The sequence below is a fragment of the Lysinibacillus sp. NPDC096212 genome (assembly GCF_044763105.1).
In the GTDB taxonomy this organism is placed as follows: Bacteria; Bacillota; Bacilli; order Bacillales_A; family Planococcaceae; genus Lysinibacillus.
In genome coordinates, this window is record NZ_JBIWFQ010000001.1 from 307,666 (window position 1) to 323,536 (window position 15,871).

At 39.1% G+C, this 15,871-nt stretch carries 15 protein-coding genes; all 15 read right to left on the minus strand.

The window, feature by feature from the left end:
- Positions 1 to 187 precede the first annotated feature (187 nt).
- On the minus strand, positions 188 to 499 hold the full coding sequence (locus tag ACIQ7T_RS01440; protein ID WP_370075313.1) for a hypothetical protein: 312 nt from the start codon (positions 497 to 499) through the stop codon (positions 188 to 190).
- A gap of 175 nt (positions 500 to 674) precedes the next feature.
- Positions 675 to 1,832, minus strand: a complete 1,158-nt coding sequence (gene ftsZ, locus ACIQ7T_RS01445; RefSeq protein WP_370075314.1) for a cell division protein FtsZ — start codon at positions 1,830 to 1,832, stop codon at positions 675 to 677.
- A 246-nt stretch (positions 1,833 to 2,078) separates the two neighbouring features.
- Positions 2,079 to 3,362, minus strand: coding sequence for a cell division protein FtsA (gene ftsA / locus ACIQ7T_RS01450; protein WP_370075315.1), 1,284 nt, complete (start codon positions 3,360 to 3,362; stop codon positions 2,079 to 2,081).
- A 96-nt stretch (positions 3,363 to 3,458) separates the two neighbouring features.
- Positions 3,459 to 3,830: a small basic family protein gene (locus ACIQ7T_RS01455; RefSeq protein ID WP_370075316.1), complete on the minus strand. Its 372-nt coding sequence runs from the start codon at positions 3,828 to 3,830 to the stop codon at positions 3,459 to 3,461.
- 3 nt (positions 3,831 to 3,833) lie between these two features.
- Positions 3,834 to 4,553, minus strand: coding sequence for a DUF881 domain-containing protein (locus tag ACIQ7T_RS01460; protein ID WP_370075317.1), 720 nt, complete (start codon positions 4,551 to 4,553; stop codon positions 3,834 to 3,836).
- 130 nt (positions 4,554 to 4,683) lie between these two features.
- Positions 4,684 to 5,412, minus strand: coding sequence for a DUF881 domain-containing protein (locus tag ACIQ7T_RS01465; protein WP_370075318.1), 729 nt, complete (start codon positions 5,410 to 5,412; stop codon positions 4,684 to 4,686).
- A complete protein-coding gene (locus ACIQ7T_RS01470) occupies positions 5,390 to 6,211 on the minus strand; it encodes a cell division protein FtsQ/DivIB (RefSeq protein WP_402868223.1) in 822 nt (273 codons plus the stop codon). The genes ACIQ7T_RS01465 and ACIQ7T_RS01470 overlap by 23 nt, the downstream gene beginning before the upstream one ends.
- A 21-nt stretch (positions 6,212 to 6,232) precedes the next feature.
- Positions 6,233 to 7,312 carry a putative lipid II flippase FtsW gene (ftsW, locus tag ACIQ7T_RS01475; protein ID WP_370075320.1) on the minus strand — a complete coding sequence of 360 codons (1,080 nt, stop codon included), beginning with the start codon at positions 7,310 to 7,312 and terminating at the stop codon, positions 6,233 to 6,235.
- Between the two features lie 40 nt (positions 7,313 to 7,352).
- A complete protein-coding gene (gene murD, locus ACIQ7T_RS01480) occupies positions 7,353 to 8,702 on the minus strand; it encodes a UDP-N-acetylmuramoyl-L-alanine--D-glutamate ligase (RefSeq protein WP_402868225.1) in 1,350 nt (449 codons plus the stop codon).
- Positions 8,699 to 9,673, minus strand: a complete 975-nt coding sequence (gene mraY / locus ACIQ7T_RS01485; protein ID WP_402868227.1) for a phospho-N-acetylmuramoyl-pentapeptide-transferase — start codon at positions 9,671 to 9,673, stop codon at positions 8,699 to 8,701. The genes murD and mraY overlap by 4 nt, the downstream gene beginning before the upstream one ends.
- 125 nt (positions 9,674 to 9,798) lie before the next feature.
- Positions 9,799 to 11,715, minus strand: coding sequence for a stage V sporulation protein D (locus ACIQ7T_RS01490; protein ID WP_402868229.1), 1,917 nt, complete (start codon positions 11,713 to 11,715; stop codon positions 9,799 to 9,801).
- Positions 11,716 to 11,773: 58 nt separating this feature from the next.
- The gene (locus ACIQ7T_RS01495; protein WP_402868231.1) at positions 11,774 to 13,987 is read right to left on the minus strand and encodes a penicillin-binding protein; all 2,214 of its coding nucleotides are present in this window, start codon (positions 13,985 to 13,987) and stop codon (positions 11,774 to 11,776) included.
- Positions 13,984 to 14,352, minus strand: a complete 369-nt coding sequence (ftsL2, locus tag ACIQ7T_RS01500; RefSeq protein WP_370075325.1) for a cell division protein FtsL — start codon at positions 14,350 to 14,352, stop codon at positions 13,984 to 13,986. Before ftsL2 ends, ACIQ7T_RS01495 begins: the two co-directional genes overlap by 4 nt.
- Positions 14,353 to 15,303 carry a 16S rRNA (cytosine(1402)-N(4))-methyltransferase RsmH gene (gene rsmH / locus ACIQ7T_RS01505; protein WP_402868233.1) on the minus strand — a complete coding sequence of 317 codons (951 nt, stop codon included), beginning with the start codon at positions 15,301 to 15,303 and terminating at the stop codon, positions 14,353 to 14,355.
- Positions 15,304 to 15,339: 36 nt separating this feature from the next.
- Positions 15,340 to 15,771, minus strand: a complete 432-nt coding sequence (mraZ, locus tag ACIQ7T_RS01510; protein WP_402868235.1) for a division/cell wall cluster transcriptional repressor MraZ — start codon at positions 15,769 to 15,771, stop codon at positions 15,340 to 15,342.
- Positions 15,772 to 15,871 lie beyond the last annotated feature (100 nt).

The window sequence follows — 15,871 nt, forward strand, 5'->3', positions numbered from 1 at the left end:
AGGCTATTCGCCGCTTTTCTGAGAGGCGACGTCGAGCCGTTTCCTCCACTATTGCTGTTGCCATGTGAATCAGTTGCTTTACGTTCCGACTAGGCTACATAATGAATCCTTTTTTTGCTCTTTTGAAGGTGGATGTCGATAAAAATTAAAAGTTGGTTGATAAAACGTGAAAGTTAGTCGATAAAATTTAAAAGTTGGGCGATAATTCCTGAAAGTGTTTCGATAAAACTAAAAAGTTGGATGTCATTTTGTTAAAAGGTATGTCATGTGAATTGGTTGATTGGAGTGAAGACTGAGCGACTCCTTGGGGATCATCAAATAGAGGAACGAAGGCTAAAACCATCACGTCCTGTGATAACGCCTTCATGACCAACATCGGTGCTGCTGCCGCTTCGCTTTCGCGCAAAAAACATCTGTTGGCCCGAGACTCTGCAGCGAAGCGAATGTTTTCTGTGCGAAAGCGTAGTGCTAACGTAGCGGCAGCAACAAAGCGGCTCATCGGACACCCCCAGGAAGCTCTGCTCTGTGCGAAAGCACAAAGCGCTCAGTCGGAACGGAAATCAACCCCTCGTTTTGCAGAAAAGCCATACTTTATTTAATGTTTCATATCAACACAAAAAGCTCGTATTTCACATAATGTAAAATACGAGCTTTTTAGAAGGTTGGATGCTGATTTATCCGCGATTTTTACGGTTACGTAAAAATGCTGGTACCTCAAGCGTGTCATCCTGTACATAATTTTGTTGGTTTTGACGTGGTTGCTCTTGTTGTACGTGCACCTCTTGACGTTGCTCACGAATCGGAGCTTGCTGTTGCGGTGCAGCATTTCTATTTGCATTTAACGTCGGTCTTGTAACATTACGCTGTTGCTGTAGAGCTTCCTCTGAGAAACCAGTCGCAATTACTGTCACAATAATTTCATCCTTTAGATTTTCGTTAATAACAGAACCGAAAATCATATTTACTTCTTCATCTGATGCTGATGCTACAATATCTGCAGCCTCTTGTACTTCAAATAGGCTAAGATTTGAGCCACCAGTAATATTCATGAGGACACCTTTAGCGCCATCAATTGATGATTCAAGTAAAGGACTTGAAATAGCTTTCTTAGCTGCTTCTGCAGCACGGTTTTCACCTGTAGCAATACCAATACCCATTAACGCTGAACCTTTGTTAGACATAATAGTTTTTACGTCTGCAAAGTCTAAGTTAATAAGACCTGGTGTTGCAATTAAATCTGAAATACCTTGTACACCTTGTCGTAAAACATTATCTGCTTCACGGAAGGCCTCTAGCATTGGCGTAGATTTATCGACAATTTGTAATAGCTTGTCGTTCGGAATGACGATTAAAGTATCAACAGACTCTTTCATGCCACCAATACCACCGATAGCTTGTGTTTGTCGTTTGCGACCTTCAAACGTAAATGGACGCGTTACAACACCGACTGTAAGAGCTCCTAAATCGCGAGAAATTTGTGCGATTACTGGCGCGGCACCGGTACCAGTTCCTCCGCCCATTCCAGCTGTAACGAATACCATATCTGCCCCACGTAGAACCTCTTCTAATTGTTCACGACTCTCTTCAGCAGCTTTTTTCCCTACTTCAGGATTTGCACCTGCACCTAATCCACGTGTAAGTTTTGTACCAATTTGTAGCTTTATTTCTGCTTTCGATAAATTTAGCGCCTGTGCATCTGTGTTTACTGCGATAAAGTCAACACCTTGTACACCATGTTCTATCATTCGGTTGACAGCGTTGTTACCGCCGCCACCAACACCAATGACTTTTATTACTGCAAGTTGATCAACACTTGTATCAAATTCTAACATTTCTTTTTCCTCCCACGGTAACTCGACTCTGTATCATTCATTACGCATTCAAGATCAATTATGCCTCGGTATAATTGCGTCCGGAATCGGCTTTGTGCTGGCACAAAGAACTCCTTTCCGATTCCGTGACATCCGCCGGAGGCATTAACTTCTTTCAGCAGGTGTTTGGACATCTGCTGAAAAGTAGCTTAAATCCGCATTCATCTCTCACCACCTATAGAGGTGGGAGACTTCTGCTGAAAGAAGTTAATCAAAAAATTTATCAAATAATTTTTTTGCTCTTCCGATTACGCTTCCTTTTGATTCTGAAGGTGCAGCATATTCTTGCTTCTTAGGTGTGGCTGTAGGGGATCCTACAACTGCATATTCAATAGGCTGCGTATTAGTACCTTTTCCATAAAAATCATCTTCTAAATAGGCGTAACGAATAAGTCCAACTGCCGTCGTAAATGAAGGCTCTCTAACGCCAATATAGTCAGGTGTATATATTCTAACACGTGTTTGCAGAATCTGGCGTGCCAGTTGAGCAATTCCCTCAAGCTTTGCAACGCCTCCTGTCAAAACAACACCGCCTGGTAAATCTCTAACACCTAGACGGGCTAACTCGTCGATGACTAACTCAAATAATTCTTCCAAACGAGCGCCAATTATTTCTGATATAAAGCGCTGACTGTACTGATCTGTTGAATCTGTCCCTACAACCGGTACTTCGAAGAGTTCATCATCTGATGCGTCATCATAAAAGGCATGTCCAAATTGATGTTTAATTTGTTCTGCCTGTTCTGTTGGGGTTTTTAAGACGATTGAAATATCTTTCGTAATATGATCGCCACCAACTGGAATGACACCCGTATGAGTTAACAGTCCTTCTTCGAATACTGTGATAGTCGTTGAACCGCCTCCTAAATCAATGAAAGCGGTACCTTGGTTTTTTTCATCCTCTGTTAATGCAAAGTAACCTGCTGCTAATGGTTGTAAATAGATTTCTCGAATACTTAGACCTGCACGTTCTACACAACGTAATACATTGTGTAAAAGTGTTTTGGAAGTTGTGATCATTGTGGCATCCATTTCTAAACGAATACCAATCATACCTCGTGGATCTTTGATTTCATCTAAATTATCCACAATAAATTGTCTTGGAATAATATTTACTAATTCACGTTCAGGAGGTATTGACATGACTTGTGCAGATTCTACCACTCTATCTAAATCATCATCTGTAATTTCTCTATTTTCACTATTTACAGCGACAACACCTTTAACTAGCTGTAACATCGTCTGGTTAGCAGGAACCCCTAAAACGACTTCATTAATTTGATACCCTGTCATTCGTTCAGCTTGCTCTATTGCTTTTCGAATCGATTGAACTGTTGCATCAATATCAACAATTGCACCTTTTCGAACTCCATTCGATTTTACATTTCCGACACCAATTACATGTAATTGGCCGTCGCTCATTTCACCTATTAATACCTTGATAGAGGAAGACCCTATATCAAGAGAAATATATAAATCTTGCTGATTCAATTAGCTGCACCTCCTTGAAAAAATGCTCTTATTCTCATTCTATTGTAAATTCGGCATAATGTCTAAGCAAATCGAGTATTTTGCTCAATTTTTCTCTCATTCTATGGAATTTTTGTTCCTTTTGTGACGTTTCTCATCTAAGCGAGTTAGTAAAATACGCCTAATGATTGCTATATTCTGGAACAAACGTACTCCGAAGGCAAAAATAGCAGCTAAATACAAATCTATCCCTAAATACACACCTAAAAAGGCTAATCCCGCTGCCAAAGCTATATTAAAAAAGAATCCTGACACAAATACTTTATCGTCATATACTTGCTGTAATTGAGCACGAATACCGCCAAATAATGTATCTAAAGCTGCTAAAACAGCTATTGACAGATAATTTTCATATATAGAGGGTATTTGTATATTTGTTAACAAGCCAAGGGCAAGTCCAAATATCAAACCTAAAAATGGTAGCCACATATATTATTCTCCTTTTTCCACCTCTGTTAAATAATCATTTGTCAATGGCTGCTCAAATGCTGGGATTGTTAAATGCTCAGTTGGTTCCTCTATTATTAAATTAAAGTTATCCAAATAAAAGGAATCGATAAATGTAGAAGCTTGTAACGAGTTGTACATTTTTTGAGCTTCTTTAAAAGAGCTTGTCCCAACATAAATTTCAAAGGGTGGTGCGGACAGTGGTACACTGTTCACTGTAGTCTTTCCATTTATGTCTCGAATGGCTGTCGTCTGAACAACGCGGTTTCCATCTATCGAGACACTCGCTGCATTGTTTTTAAACAGAGCATTTAGTAATTGGGTTAGTAAATCAGGTGTAATTTCTTTGATTTCAAACCCCATTTCAACTAATTCGGGTGCTGGTTCAACTCGAAGTATAACTCCTGGACCTGTGACTTCTGTTAGCCCGGCCTGTAGTTTTAAACGATTCAGCGTTTCATTTAATGCTGACTGTAAATTTGCTTTCTCAGATTGCTCATAGCGACCCACTACTTCATTAAGTGAGCGAATTTCTGCTAATAATGCGGAATGCCTTTGCTTCTCTTCTGCTAATTCCTCTCTTATGGCCCAAATATCTCGTGTATCTCGCTCAGCTGGTTGCTTTATGGTATTGTATTGTACCGCTATCATCAAACCGATAATAAATAGCACGATCGTTATTCGGGTAAACATATTTTTTTTCAAAATAGCCCCTCCTAGACGTATCGTAACCCCTCACAGATTTACGCCTTAGATCTTGAATTATGCAAAATTATCTATAAGCTACCTAGAGGCTATAACCAAATTTAATCTGTAAATATTAACTAGTAATCGTTTAACTTTCTACTTTTGCTTTTGGCATTGTAAGCTTTTGATCTTCTTCTAATGAAACAACAATATTGTCGTTTAATAATTGATCCACAACGCCACCAGTTAAGTTTAAGGAAGCTATTAACGTTGCTGAATCTCCTACAGCTTCGACGACGAATGGAGCTGGATGTTGCTTGCCATCAATAGTGATGACTGGTCCATTACAGCGTATATAAGAATTCGCCAAAACACGTTGACCATTAATAGCAATTGCTTGCGCACCAGAAATTTTAAGCTCATTGAGCAATTTAAAAATATGACTTTCATGCACGATATAATCATTAGGATTAGCGGACTTTGGATTGTAATCACCATCTTGAAGGGTAATACGTATCCCTTTTCCTTCTGAATTTAAATCGCCTAACAATAAACGTAAATCCTCTGCTTCTTCAACAAGCTTTGTATAATCCTTTTTGCTTGCGACAAATGATTTTTCATACTTGCGAATTTTTTCTTGCAAAGCATTCGCCTCTTCTGATAATTCTTTATTGCGCTCTTGCTGTGCAATTAACTCCTCACGATAAGAATCCTCTTGTTCGAAAAGCTTCTTATTAGTCGAACCTGCATCTCGATTATCTTTTGCCTGGTTGTAGGAATAGCCAATGATAAACCCCATAGTTATACAAACGATAAGCAACTGAAATTGTTTTCTTGAAAAGAAATTTTCTTTGCTATTCTTTTTCTTGTTGTTCATCTTTTTTCACTTCCTGGTTGGCCGCATCTTTATCCATATCAAGGTTTGCTTGGTTGTACTCATTATTGAAAGGGCGATAATACGAGCCGACCTCTAAATCGATAACCCCCTTTTCCAAATTTGGAATTTGCGCTACAAGTGAGGGGTAATGATTTAGTTTTTCTGCTAAAGTTTGAATAACAGCACGAACTTCGTAGCCATCGTTCATATAGAGCTTGATTGCATTAGGATTTGTCTCATTACTATTTGTATTGACTTGAGAAATTAATGCTAATACTTCTGGATTTAATTGAGCTAATTGCTTGACCAGCTTCTTAATTGTCTTTTCGCCAGTTATGCCGATAAATACAGGTGCATCAATCGGGATATCATCCCCAGCTTGTTCAAAGCGCTTGCCATTTTCAAGCAATGGATAATAAGTACCGTCACCAGCTAAGTACGCAACCTTTTTCCATTCTTTAATTTCTATTGTCACGCCTTGAAGCCAATTACGTTTAACATGTGCTTCTTTCACCCATTTATCCTTTAGTAATATTTCCTCTACGTCTTCTACTTTAAATCCCCACATCGACTTCCCAGTTTTAAGAGTACTTGTCTTCATATAATATTGTTCTTCTACTAATCGAGCACCGTTGACTGTTATGTTGTTGATTTTACTGTAAGGAGATTGAAAATAAAGGAGTACTGCTAACACGATAAAGAAAAGTAATATTAGCACTATAAATTTCCGATTTGTACGCTTTTTTCGTCGCTTTTTTAGCGTAGGTATGCGATCTTCTATGTCAATTACTTTCTCCAAAAAAGTACTCCTCCTTTATATTTATTTCGCTAATTGATAAATAATACCTATTATTAGCCACATTGTTACTAAAGATGTTCCTCCATAGCTGATAAAAGGCAATGTAACACCTGTTACAGGAACTAAGCCAATCACGACTGCTATGTTTAGAAATGCTTGTACCGCCAGCATTGTTACTAGTCCAATGATTGCGTAATATGATGTTCTTGTTTTAGCCCGCACTGCAAATTTATAGCCTGCATAAATCACCAGTACGAAAAGTGCTAAAATAACAAGTCCACCAAGCAATCCAACCTCTTCAAGAATTATTGCGTAGATAAAGTCATTTTGTGGTTCGGGTAAATATAAAAACTTTTGCCTACTTTGTCCAAAACCATGCCCGAAAATTCCAGCAGGACCTATAGCCATTAATGATTGTACAGCCTGAAACCCACTACCTAAAGGATCGACCCACGGATCGATAAATGCCTGAATCCGCTTTAGTCGGTATGGCGCTGTGACAATCAAGCCTACTAATCCAGCAATCCCAACAACCATAAACATCGCATAAAGCTTTAAAGGATACCCTGCCACAAAAAACAATAAAAACACAGACACTACGAGAATAAAAACTGACCCAAAATCAGGCTGTAGCATAATAAGTACAACAGGCAATAATAAAATCAATCCATGCCGCCAATTAATAATCGACGTACCAGTTTTATGCTGCGCTAAAATATGGCTCATGTATACAATGACTGTAATTTTCGTTAGCTCTGCTGGCTGAATTGTTAAAGGACCTAAGCCAATCCAGCTTTGAGAACCATTTCGAACTAGTCCAATTCCTGGTATAAGTACGAGGACTAGTAAAATTAACGAAAATATATAGGCCATTTTCCAAAAGGACTGCTCTTTCAAAATATTTAATCGAATAGTGATTAAAAACACTACAATAGCTACCGCAAAGTATAGACTTTGCTTCATATAAAACGGCATTTTTCCACTATAATGAACGGCACTCCAATAGGTACCTGCAGAATAGACGAAAATAATGCCGATTATAGAAAGCATCAATGTTGTGACGAGCAATAAATAGCTTTCTTTCCCTCTCAGTATTGCCATCCTTCCAAGTCAAGTATATTCTAAAATAGTTACAAGCTCATTACAGCTTCATTACAGCATCAATAAAAACATCGCCTCGTATTTCAAAGCTGTCATATTGATCCCAACTTGCACATGCTGGAGATAATAGAATAACATCGCCTTCTGCTGACATTGGCGCCGCGTAATGTACTGCATCCTCAACATTTTGGGCAATGACAGTTTGTTGTACACCACATGATTTTGCAAATTCTACAAAGCGTAGTCCTGTTTCTCCAAAGGCAACAACACCCTTTACATGGCTCATGCATGGACGTAATTCTTCAAACGAATGTCCTCGATCTAAGCCACCTGCCAGTAAAATAACTGGTGCTTGGAATGCATCTAAAGCACTTTTTGTCGCTAAGCAGTTTGTTGCTTTTGAGTCATTGTAAATCTTGCGGCCGTTCCATTCACGTACGAACTGAGTACGGTGACGAACTCCCCCAAACTTCGCTAAAACTTCTTCCATTTTAGCTTTGTCACAGCCGACTAAAATACAAGCTGCGACAGCCGCTAAAATATTTTCTAAATTATGCTTACCAGGCAAAGCAATATTTGCTCGATCTAGATAAGGCTCGCCTTGCCAGTAAATTGTTGTATCATCCGCACTAATTCCTTCATCCGTACGTCCATTAGAACTAAATGGTACCTTTTTAGCTTTTGATTGTGCTGCATAGCCAACAACAATCGGCTGATCAGCATTATAGATAAAATAATCGCTTTCATCTTGATTACGTGTAACACCAAACTTAGCTCCTGCATAGTTGTCAAACGTCCCATGATAATCAAGATGCGCATCATAAAGATTTGTTAATATAGCAATTTTCGGCTTAAAAGTTTTTGTGCCCATTAATTGGAAAGATGATAACTCTGTAACAATTACATTATCCTTTTGTGCTTCTCTTGCAACACCACATGCGACTGTTCCTATATTCCCTGCAATTAATGGTTTTAAACCACCGTTATTCAGCATGTCGAAAATTACTGTTGTCGTAGTTGTTTTACCGTTTGATCCCGTAATACCGATAAACGGCGCTTCACTAATTAAATAGGCAAGCTCAATTTCTGTCCATACGGGGATTCCACGGTTTATTGCATCTGCTACTATTTTGTTGCTATAAGGAATCCCTGGATTTTTCACTACTATTTCAAAGCCTTCATCAAGTAAATCCTCTGGGTGACGGCCACAAATAACCGTAATTCCCTTTTGCAATAGACCTTGTGCATCTGGACTTTCATCAAATGGTTTGGAATCATTGACCGTCACAAAGGCGCCGAGCTCATGTAAAATCTCAGCTGCAGCCACACCACTTTTAGCTAGACCTAAAACAAGGACTTTTTTATGTTGTAAATCTGAAAAGTTTCTCATAAGAACGCCTCCGATAAAACTGCAATCAATGCTACTGCTAAAGCAGTTGACCAAAAGACAAGTACTACCTTCCATTCTGACCAACCTGATAATTCAAAATGATGATGAATAGGACTCATTTTAAAAATACGTTTTTTACGAAGTTTGAAGCTACCTACCTGTAAAATAACGGATAATGTTTCAATAACAAACACCAATCCAATTAATAACAGTAGGAATTCTGCTTTTTCTAAAACAGAGACCATGGCTAAAGCTCCGCCTAATGCTAACGAACCCGTATCCCCCATAAATACTTTTGCAGGATTCGCATTAAAAAGTAAAAATCCTAGTAATGCACCCGTTACCGCAAATGTAAATAAGGCGATATCAGCTTGATCTTGGAACAGAGCAATAACACCAAATGCTGCAAAGGCAATAGATGCAGTACCTGCTACAAGTCCATCTAATCCATCTGTTAAATTTACTGCATTCGAGAAGCCCACTAACCAGAAAATTAAAAAGGCTACATAGAAAATACCAAGATCGATCGTCCAATCTGTAAATGGTATAGCAAGTGTTGTATCAAACGATCCTACATTTAGTAAGAAATAGGCCAAGACCGCAATGACAATCTGACCAATAAGCTTTTGAAGTGATGTTAGTCCTAGGTTACGTTTAAAAACAACCTTTAAGCTATCATCTAACAAGCCGATTACCCCAAACCCTACTAATACTAATAACAGTATGAAGGTATATGATGTAAATAAATCTAAAAAGCTACCTACACCAACAGTAGTGAGGATAATGGCAAGTAAGAAAATAATGCCCCCCATTGTTGGTGTACCAGCTTTTTTCATATGGGATTGTGGTCCCTCTTCACGAATACTTTGACCGAACTTTAATCGGCGAAGAAGTGGAATACTAATTGGTGCCAGGATAACTGTTACTATAAAAGCAAGAGCTAAAATGGTAAGTGTTGTTGCGAGTTTCATTGAAAAATCTCCTTTAAATCTTGTTTCACTTTCTTCTTGAAGAAAAAAGCACAAACTTTCATGTATTTATTACTACCCTTCATTATAATAGTGGTTCTTTCCCATTTTTTAAAGGTAAAGTTATATTAGTTCTCTAAATAAAGGTGAATGGTGCCATCTTGGTTAATAACACTATCCACTTCAGGCAGTTGATTGCCAATTTTAGTTCCTTCTCCATGCCATTCAATACGGAATGGATATTGTTGCTTGGCAATATCGTCCTTCGTTTGACCAATAAAACTTGGTACCTTCACAGTGATTGGGTCACCCCAACGATAATCCTTTTCAAGCTGTTCCTTCGATTTTTCAATGCCAACAAAAGGTGCAACGTCTTCAATAATTTGACCAACGATTGGCGCTGCTATCACACCACCAAACTGTGTTCCCTTTTTCGGGTTATCTACTGCTACATAAACGACAATTTGCGGATTATCCGCAGGTGCGAAGCCAATAAACGATACAATATATTCACCGTCTTTATAACGACCATTCTCTACCTTTTGCGCTGTACCTGTTTTGCCACCAATTCGTAATCCATCTCGGTAAGCTTGACGTCCTGAGCCCTTTGCTACAACAGATTCTAATGCACCTCGTACCTTTGCAGACGTCTCCTCACGAATAACCTGTTTTTTAACTTCCGGTTTAGTCTCTTTTATAATTTCTCCAGTATTAGGATTAATAATTTTCTTCACAACATATGGCGTATAAAGCTTGCCCCCATTTACTGCTGCGGCTACTGCTTGCACTTGCTGAATTGGTGTAACGGCAACACCTTGGCCAAATGAAGTTGTGGCCTGCTCAACTGGTCCAAAAGAATCCTTGGAGAATAGAATCCCTGAAGATTCGCCAGCGATGTTAGAACCTGTTTTTTGGCCAAAACCAAAATCTTTAACATATTGTAGTAGTTTTTCATTACCTATTCGCTGACCTAATTCAATAAAACCAGGGTTACAAGAATTTTCTACAACTTCAAGGAAGGTTTCAGAACCATGACCTTCACGCTTCCAACAGCGCAATCTTGCTCCTGCAACCATTGAATAGCCTGGATCATAAAAAGTATCCTTCTCTAAATCCACTACATTTTCTTCTAAAGCAGCACTAAGAGTTATAATTTTGAACGTCGACCCTGGCTCATATGTCATCCAAACTGGTAAATTCCGATTGTAGATAGCAGGCTCTACCGTTTGATATGCTGCCGGATTGAAAGTTGGATATGAGGATAACGCTAAAATCTCGCCAGTGTTTGGATTCATGGCAATCGCCATTGCTTGGTCAGCATCATAACGCTCCATTGCCTGTGACAGCTCACGCTCGACTACCTGTTGTACATCTACGTCTACCGTTAGCTCGATCGTTGCACCATCTTCACCAGCCTTCCAGGCGCTCTTTACGTTCGGTAAATTATTTCCTTTCGCATCTGTAAAGATCCGTATTGCAGAAGAATTAGCCTGTAACAACTTATCGTATTCATATTCAATTCCTGCTAAACCTTGGGCATCATAACCTGTGAAGCCTAAAAAACGAGATAGTAGGGTACCGTATGGATAATCCCTTGAATAATCGACACCACTATATAATCCCTCAATCTGCATACCTTGTAACTCTACTGCTTTTTCATAGGGAATGTTTTTTCCTTCAGGTGCCAGCTTTACTAAGTATTCTTTTTCCTTCATTTTTTTTAACAGCTTTTGTTCATCTACTCCCAAAACTTGTGCAATTTTCGCTGCCGCTCCTTCAATATCCTTACTTTGCGAAGGCATGAAATATAAAGTTGGCGCAAGCTTATTTGTGACAATATTTTTCCCCTTACGGTCAGTAATATGCCCTCGCTCATTGGCGAAAGGAATTTCTCGGTCCCAATTCTCTTCGGCTTTCTTTGTCAGATCTTTTTGATCTAATACTTGTAAGAAGACAAGCCTAATAACAACCGCAACAGCTACAAACATAAACAATACATATAAAATACGCAATCGCTTTTTAGAATGGATAGAAATCCACTTCATTCGACATCACACCTTGTTTTTTACAACGTATGAAATAAAGTGGGCTTCTATTCAGGGTTTATTCAGTTGTTTCACCCTCAGGTGGGGTCTCTACATCTTGCTTAAAGCTTTCAGCTGGCGTTTTCAGCTTCACGACAATCGGTGAACTATCTGAAATTACCGTACCTGCCGAGACGCTTTGACTATCTACAAAGCCCTCTCCAACAACTTCAATTTCTAAATTTGCCATTGTCTTAAAAGCAAGTACATTACGTAACGACCAATTGGTGAAGTCTGGCAACGTTATATCACCCTCAGTCTTTAAAAATACAAAATTACCTTTTACAAGTTTTTGAGGACCTTTTGGATATTGATCAATAATTTTACCGCCACTACCAACAATAACTGGCTGTAGACCATCGTTCGCAAGCTCTACTTGTATAGCCTCAGCACTTTGACCTGTGTAATCTTGTATTTTTGTATCGTCAACATGCTTTACATCTTCTGGATTAACATTTAAATACTTCAAGCTATTTAACATAACAGGGTTAAATATTTTTGAAACTGGTACAGAACCGAGTTCACCTGTCTTTAGCTTTGGTCTCTTTACAGAGACATACATGATGAGCTGAGGGTTATCTGCAGGAGCCATCCCTAAGAAAGAATACAGAAATTGATTTGCTCCCCATGAATAATTACCATTTCCTAGTGGAATTTGGGCAGTACCTGTTTTCCCTGCTACTTCATATTCATCAAGGGTAAAATCCTTCGCCGTACCATACTTAGCTGTTAACGTAGACGCAAGGATTTCTTTTACTTGCTTCGCTGTGTCGGCTGAAACTGGTTGTCCCTTTTCAATCGGCTCATGCTTTTTAATCGTTTTTCCCGTCGAAGGGTCAACGATACGATCTATGACATAGGGTTGCATCATTTTCCCGTCATTCGCAATCGCTGTCATTGCTTGAATTAACTGAATCGGCGTTACTGTAGAACCTTGACCGAACGTTGTTGTCACTCGTTCTACTGGATATCTCGATAAAAGTTTTCCCGATGCTTCATTCGGTAAATCAATACCTGTTTTTTTACCAAACCCAAATCGATCTAAATAGTCAAAAAAGACATCATTACCAATTCTTTTTAGAAGGTGAGCCATTGCAGTATTGGATGAACGCTGGAATCCTTCTAAATATTGAATCGTACCCCAACCATTCCCATTATTATGGTCTCTAATAGGCTCGCCAAAAACCCAGTATGTTCCTGATTGATACCACGCATTTGGATCCCACGCCCCTGTATCAATAGCCGAGGCTAGTGTGAATGTTTTCATCGTCGAGCCTGGTTCTATAGTCTCTTCAATAGCCTCGTTCAACCATTTCATGTTGTCGCCTTCACGTGTATCAGGGTTAAACGTAGGTCGCTGTGACATCCCAAGGATTTTACCAGTTTTCGGATCTGCCACAATAGCTGTCATCGCTTCAGGGTTATATTCCTTTTCAACCGCTGTCATCGCTTCCTCTAAAAAGCTTTGAATAGTTTTATCTAGTGTTAAATAAATGTCATCACCATTTTTCGCAGGTGTCACCATTTTTTCACTATTCGGCAATAAATAACTGAAAGCATCTGTCTCATATTCAACCTTACCGTCTTTTCCGGTTAGTTCTTTGTTATAAGTAAGCTCAAGACCCATTTTCCCTTTTGTCGTGAACGTACCATCCTCATTTTCCTCTTTTAGTGCAAAACCAATTAAGTGCGAGGCGAATATACCATTTGGATAATAACGTTTTAAATCGTTTACAAATAAAATCCCCGGTAATTTCTCCGCTTTGATTTTACTCATAATCTCATGGCTTATTCCACGACCCGCACTACCAAATTCAACTTGATAAGGCTTTGTACCATCACTTTTCAACCTAGTAAGCTGCTTATAGATTTTTTCTTCATCCATAGAAGGAATATATTCATGTAATATTTTCGCAGTTTTTTCAGCATCTACTACATGTCGAGGGTTTTTTGCATCCGTCGTGGCTTGTTTATTGACGACTGCGATTAGTCGATAACTAAGTGTATCCTCCGCGATAACTTGTCCATTTGTATCGTAAATTTTCCCACGGCTTGCTGATATTGCACTTTCTTTGCTATATTTCGCTGCTGCTCTTGCCGCAAGCTCTTGTCCTTCCACTTCACCTGTCGCCTGTAACATAAACATTCTTGAGAATAATAGAAAAAAGAGCCCTCCATAAAAAATTAATAATAGAAAGGCTCCCCATTGGAATCGAAATCTCTTTTTTTTCATTCTCCCGGCACTACCTTTACATTTTTCTCATTTTGAGTTAAACCGAGTTCTTTAGCTTTTTTCCATATGTTGTCGTATGTAGAAAGTTCACTCACACGAACTGTCAAGTCAACATTCTTTTTTGCAATCTCTCCTGCTTCAGTTTCGATTTTTTGAATGTCCATGCTTGTCGTTTGAATTGCTGCTTGCTTGTTCAAAACTAGTACCGATAATACAGCAACAATGCTAACTAAAAAAATTAGCATTGTTTTTTCAAACTTCTGGTTCGTTTTTTTGCGACGTATGATAGTGGGTTGTGGACTAGGGGGTGTTATCGGTTGTTGCACTTGTTGTTGCTGGTGCTGCCTTACACGAACTGCTGCCATTTACTCACGCCCTTTGTCGTTAATTTTCTCCACCACTCTAAGCTTAGCTGAACGAGCACGATTGTTTACTGCCAATTCTTCATCAGAAGGAAGAGTCGGCTTTCTCGTGATAAGCTTTAAAGTTGGCTTCATGTCATCTGGAATCACTGGTAAATTCGGTGGTAATTCCGGTAATGATGACGCTTCCTTAAAAATAGTCTTGCATAGGCGGTCCTCCAATGAATGGAACGTAATGACACTAATGCGTCCACCTACGTTTATCATATCAATCGCATCGACTAATGAATCCTCTGCCGCGCCTAGCTCATCGTTAACAGCAATTCGTATTGCTTGGAATATGCGCTTCGCTGGATGTCCACCTTTACGGCGAGCCGCTGCTGGAATACCCTCTTTAATAAGTTCTACAAGTTGGCCGGTTGTTTCAATCGGTGCCACCTTACGTGCTTCTTCGATTTTACGAGCAACTTGCTTGGAAAATTTCTCTTCTCCATAACGGAAAAATATACGTACTAAATCTTCATATGCCCATTCATTCACAACATGAAATGCTGTAAGTGGTGCCGTTTGGTCCATGCGCATATCTAGAGGCGCATCATGGTGATAACTAAAGCCACGTTCTGGTGTATCAAGCTGAGGTGAAGATACGCCTAAATCATATAAAACACCATCAACTTGCTCAATACCAAGCGCTAATAGCTCTTCTTTTAAATAGCGGAAATTCGAATGAACAAATGTCACACGCTCAATATATGGCGCCAATCGAATTTTTGCATTGTTAATAGCTGTCATATCTTGATCGAAGCAAATTAGACGCCCTTTTTCAGATAATTGTTGTACTAAATATTCACTGTGTCCTGCTCCACCTAACGTACAGTCCACATATACACCATCAGGATCGATGTTCAACCCATCAACAGTTTCTTTTAATAACACGGTTGTATGATCGAACATACCACTCGCTCCCTTCTGGCCTTAACTAAAAAAAATTTAGAAATCAAAGCCAATCATATTTTCTGCAATTTCATTAAAGGATTGTTCCGACTCACTAAAGTAAGCTTCCCAAGCATCTTTCGCCCATATTTCAATTCGATTCGAAACTCCTAACACGATACATTCTTTTACAAGATGTGCATGCTGCATAAGAGTTGAAGGAATGTTAATGCGCCCCTGCTTGTCTATCTCTACTTCCGTTGCCCCAGAAAAGAAAAACCTTGCAAATGCACGTGTATCCTTTTTGGTCATCGGTAAGCCCTTTAATTTTTCTTCGAGTTTTCGCCATTCATCCATAGGATAGCCAAATAAACAATTATCAAGTCCGCGTGTTACAACAAACGTTTCACCTAAGGCGTCACGAAATTTTGCGGGCACGATTAGTCGTCCTTTCGCATCAACAGAGTGTTGATATTCTCCCATGAACATGCTATTCACCCCACTTTATTAAATAATGTACCACATCCCCCCACTTTCCACCACTTTTTTTAAAAAAAACTTGACATTTTAACACTTAATACGTGAATAG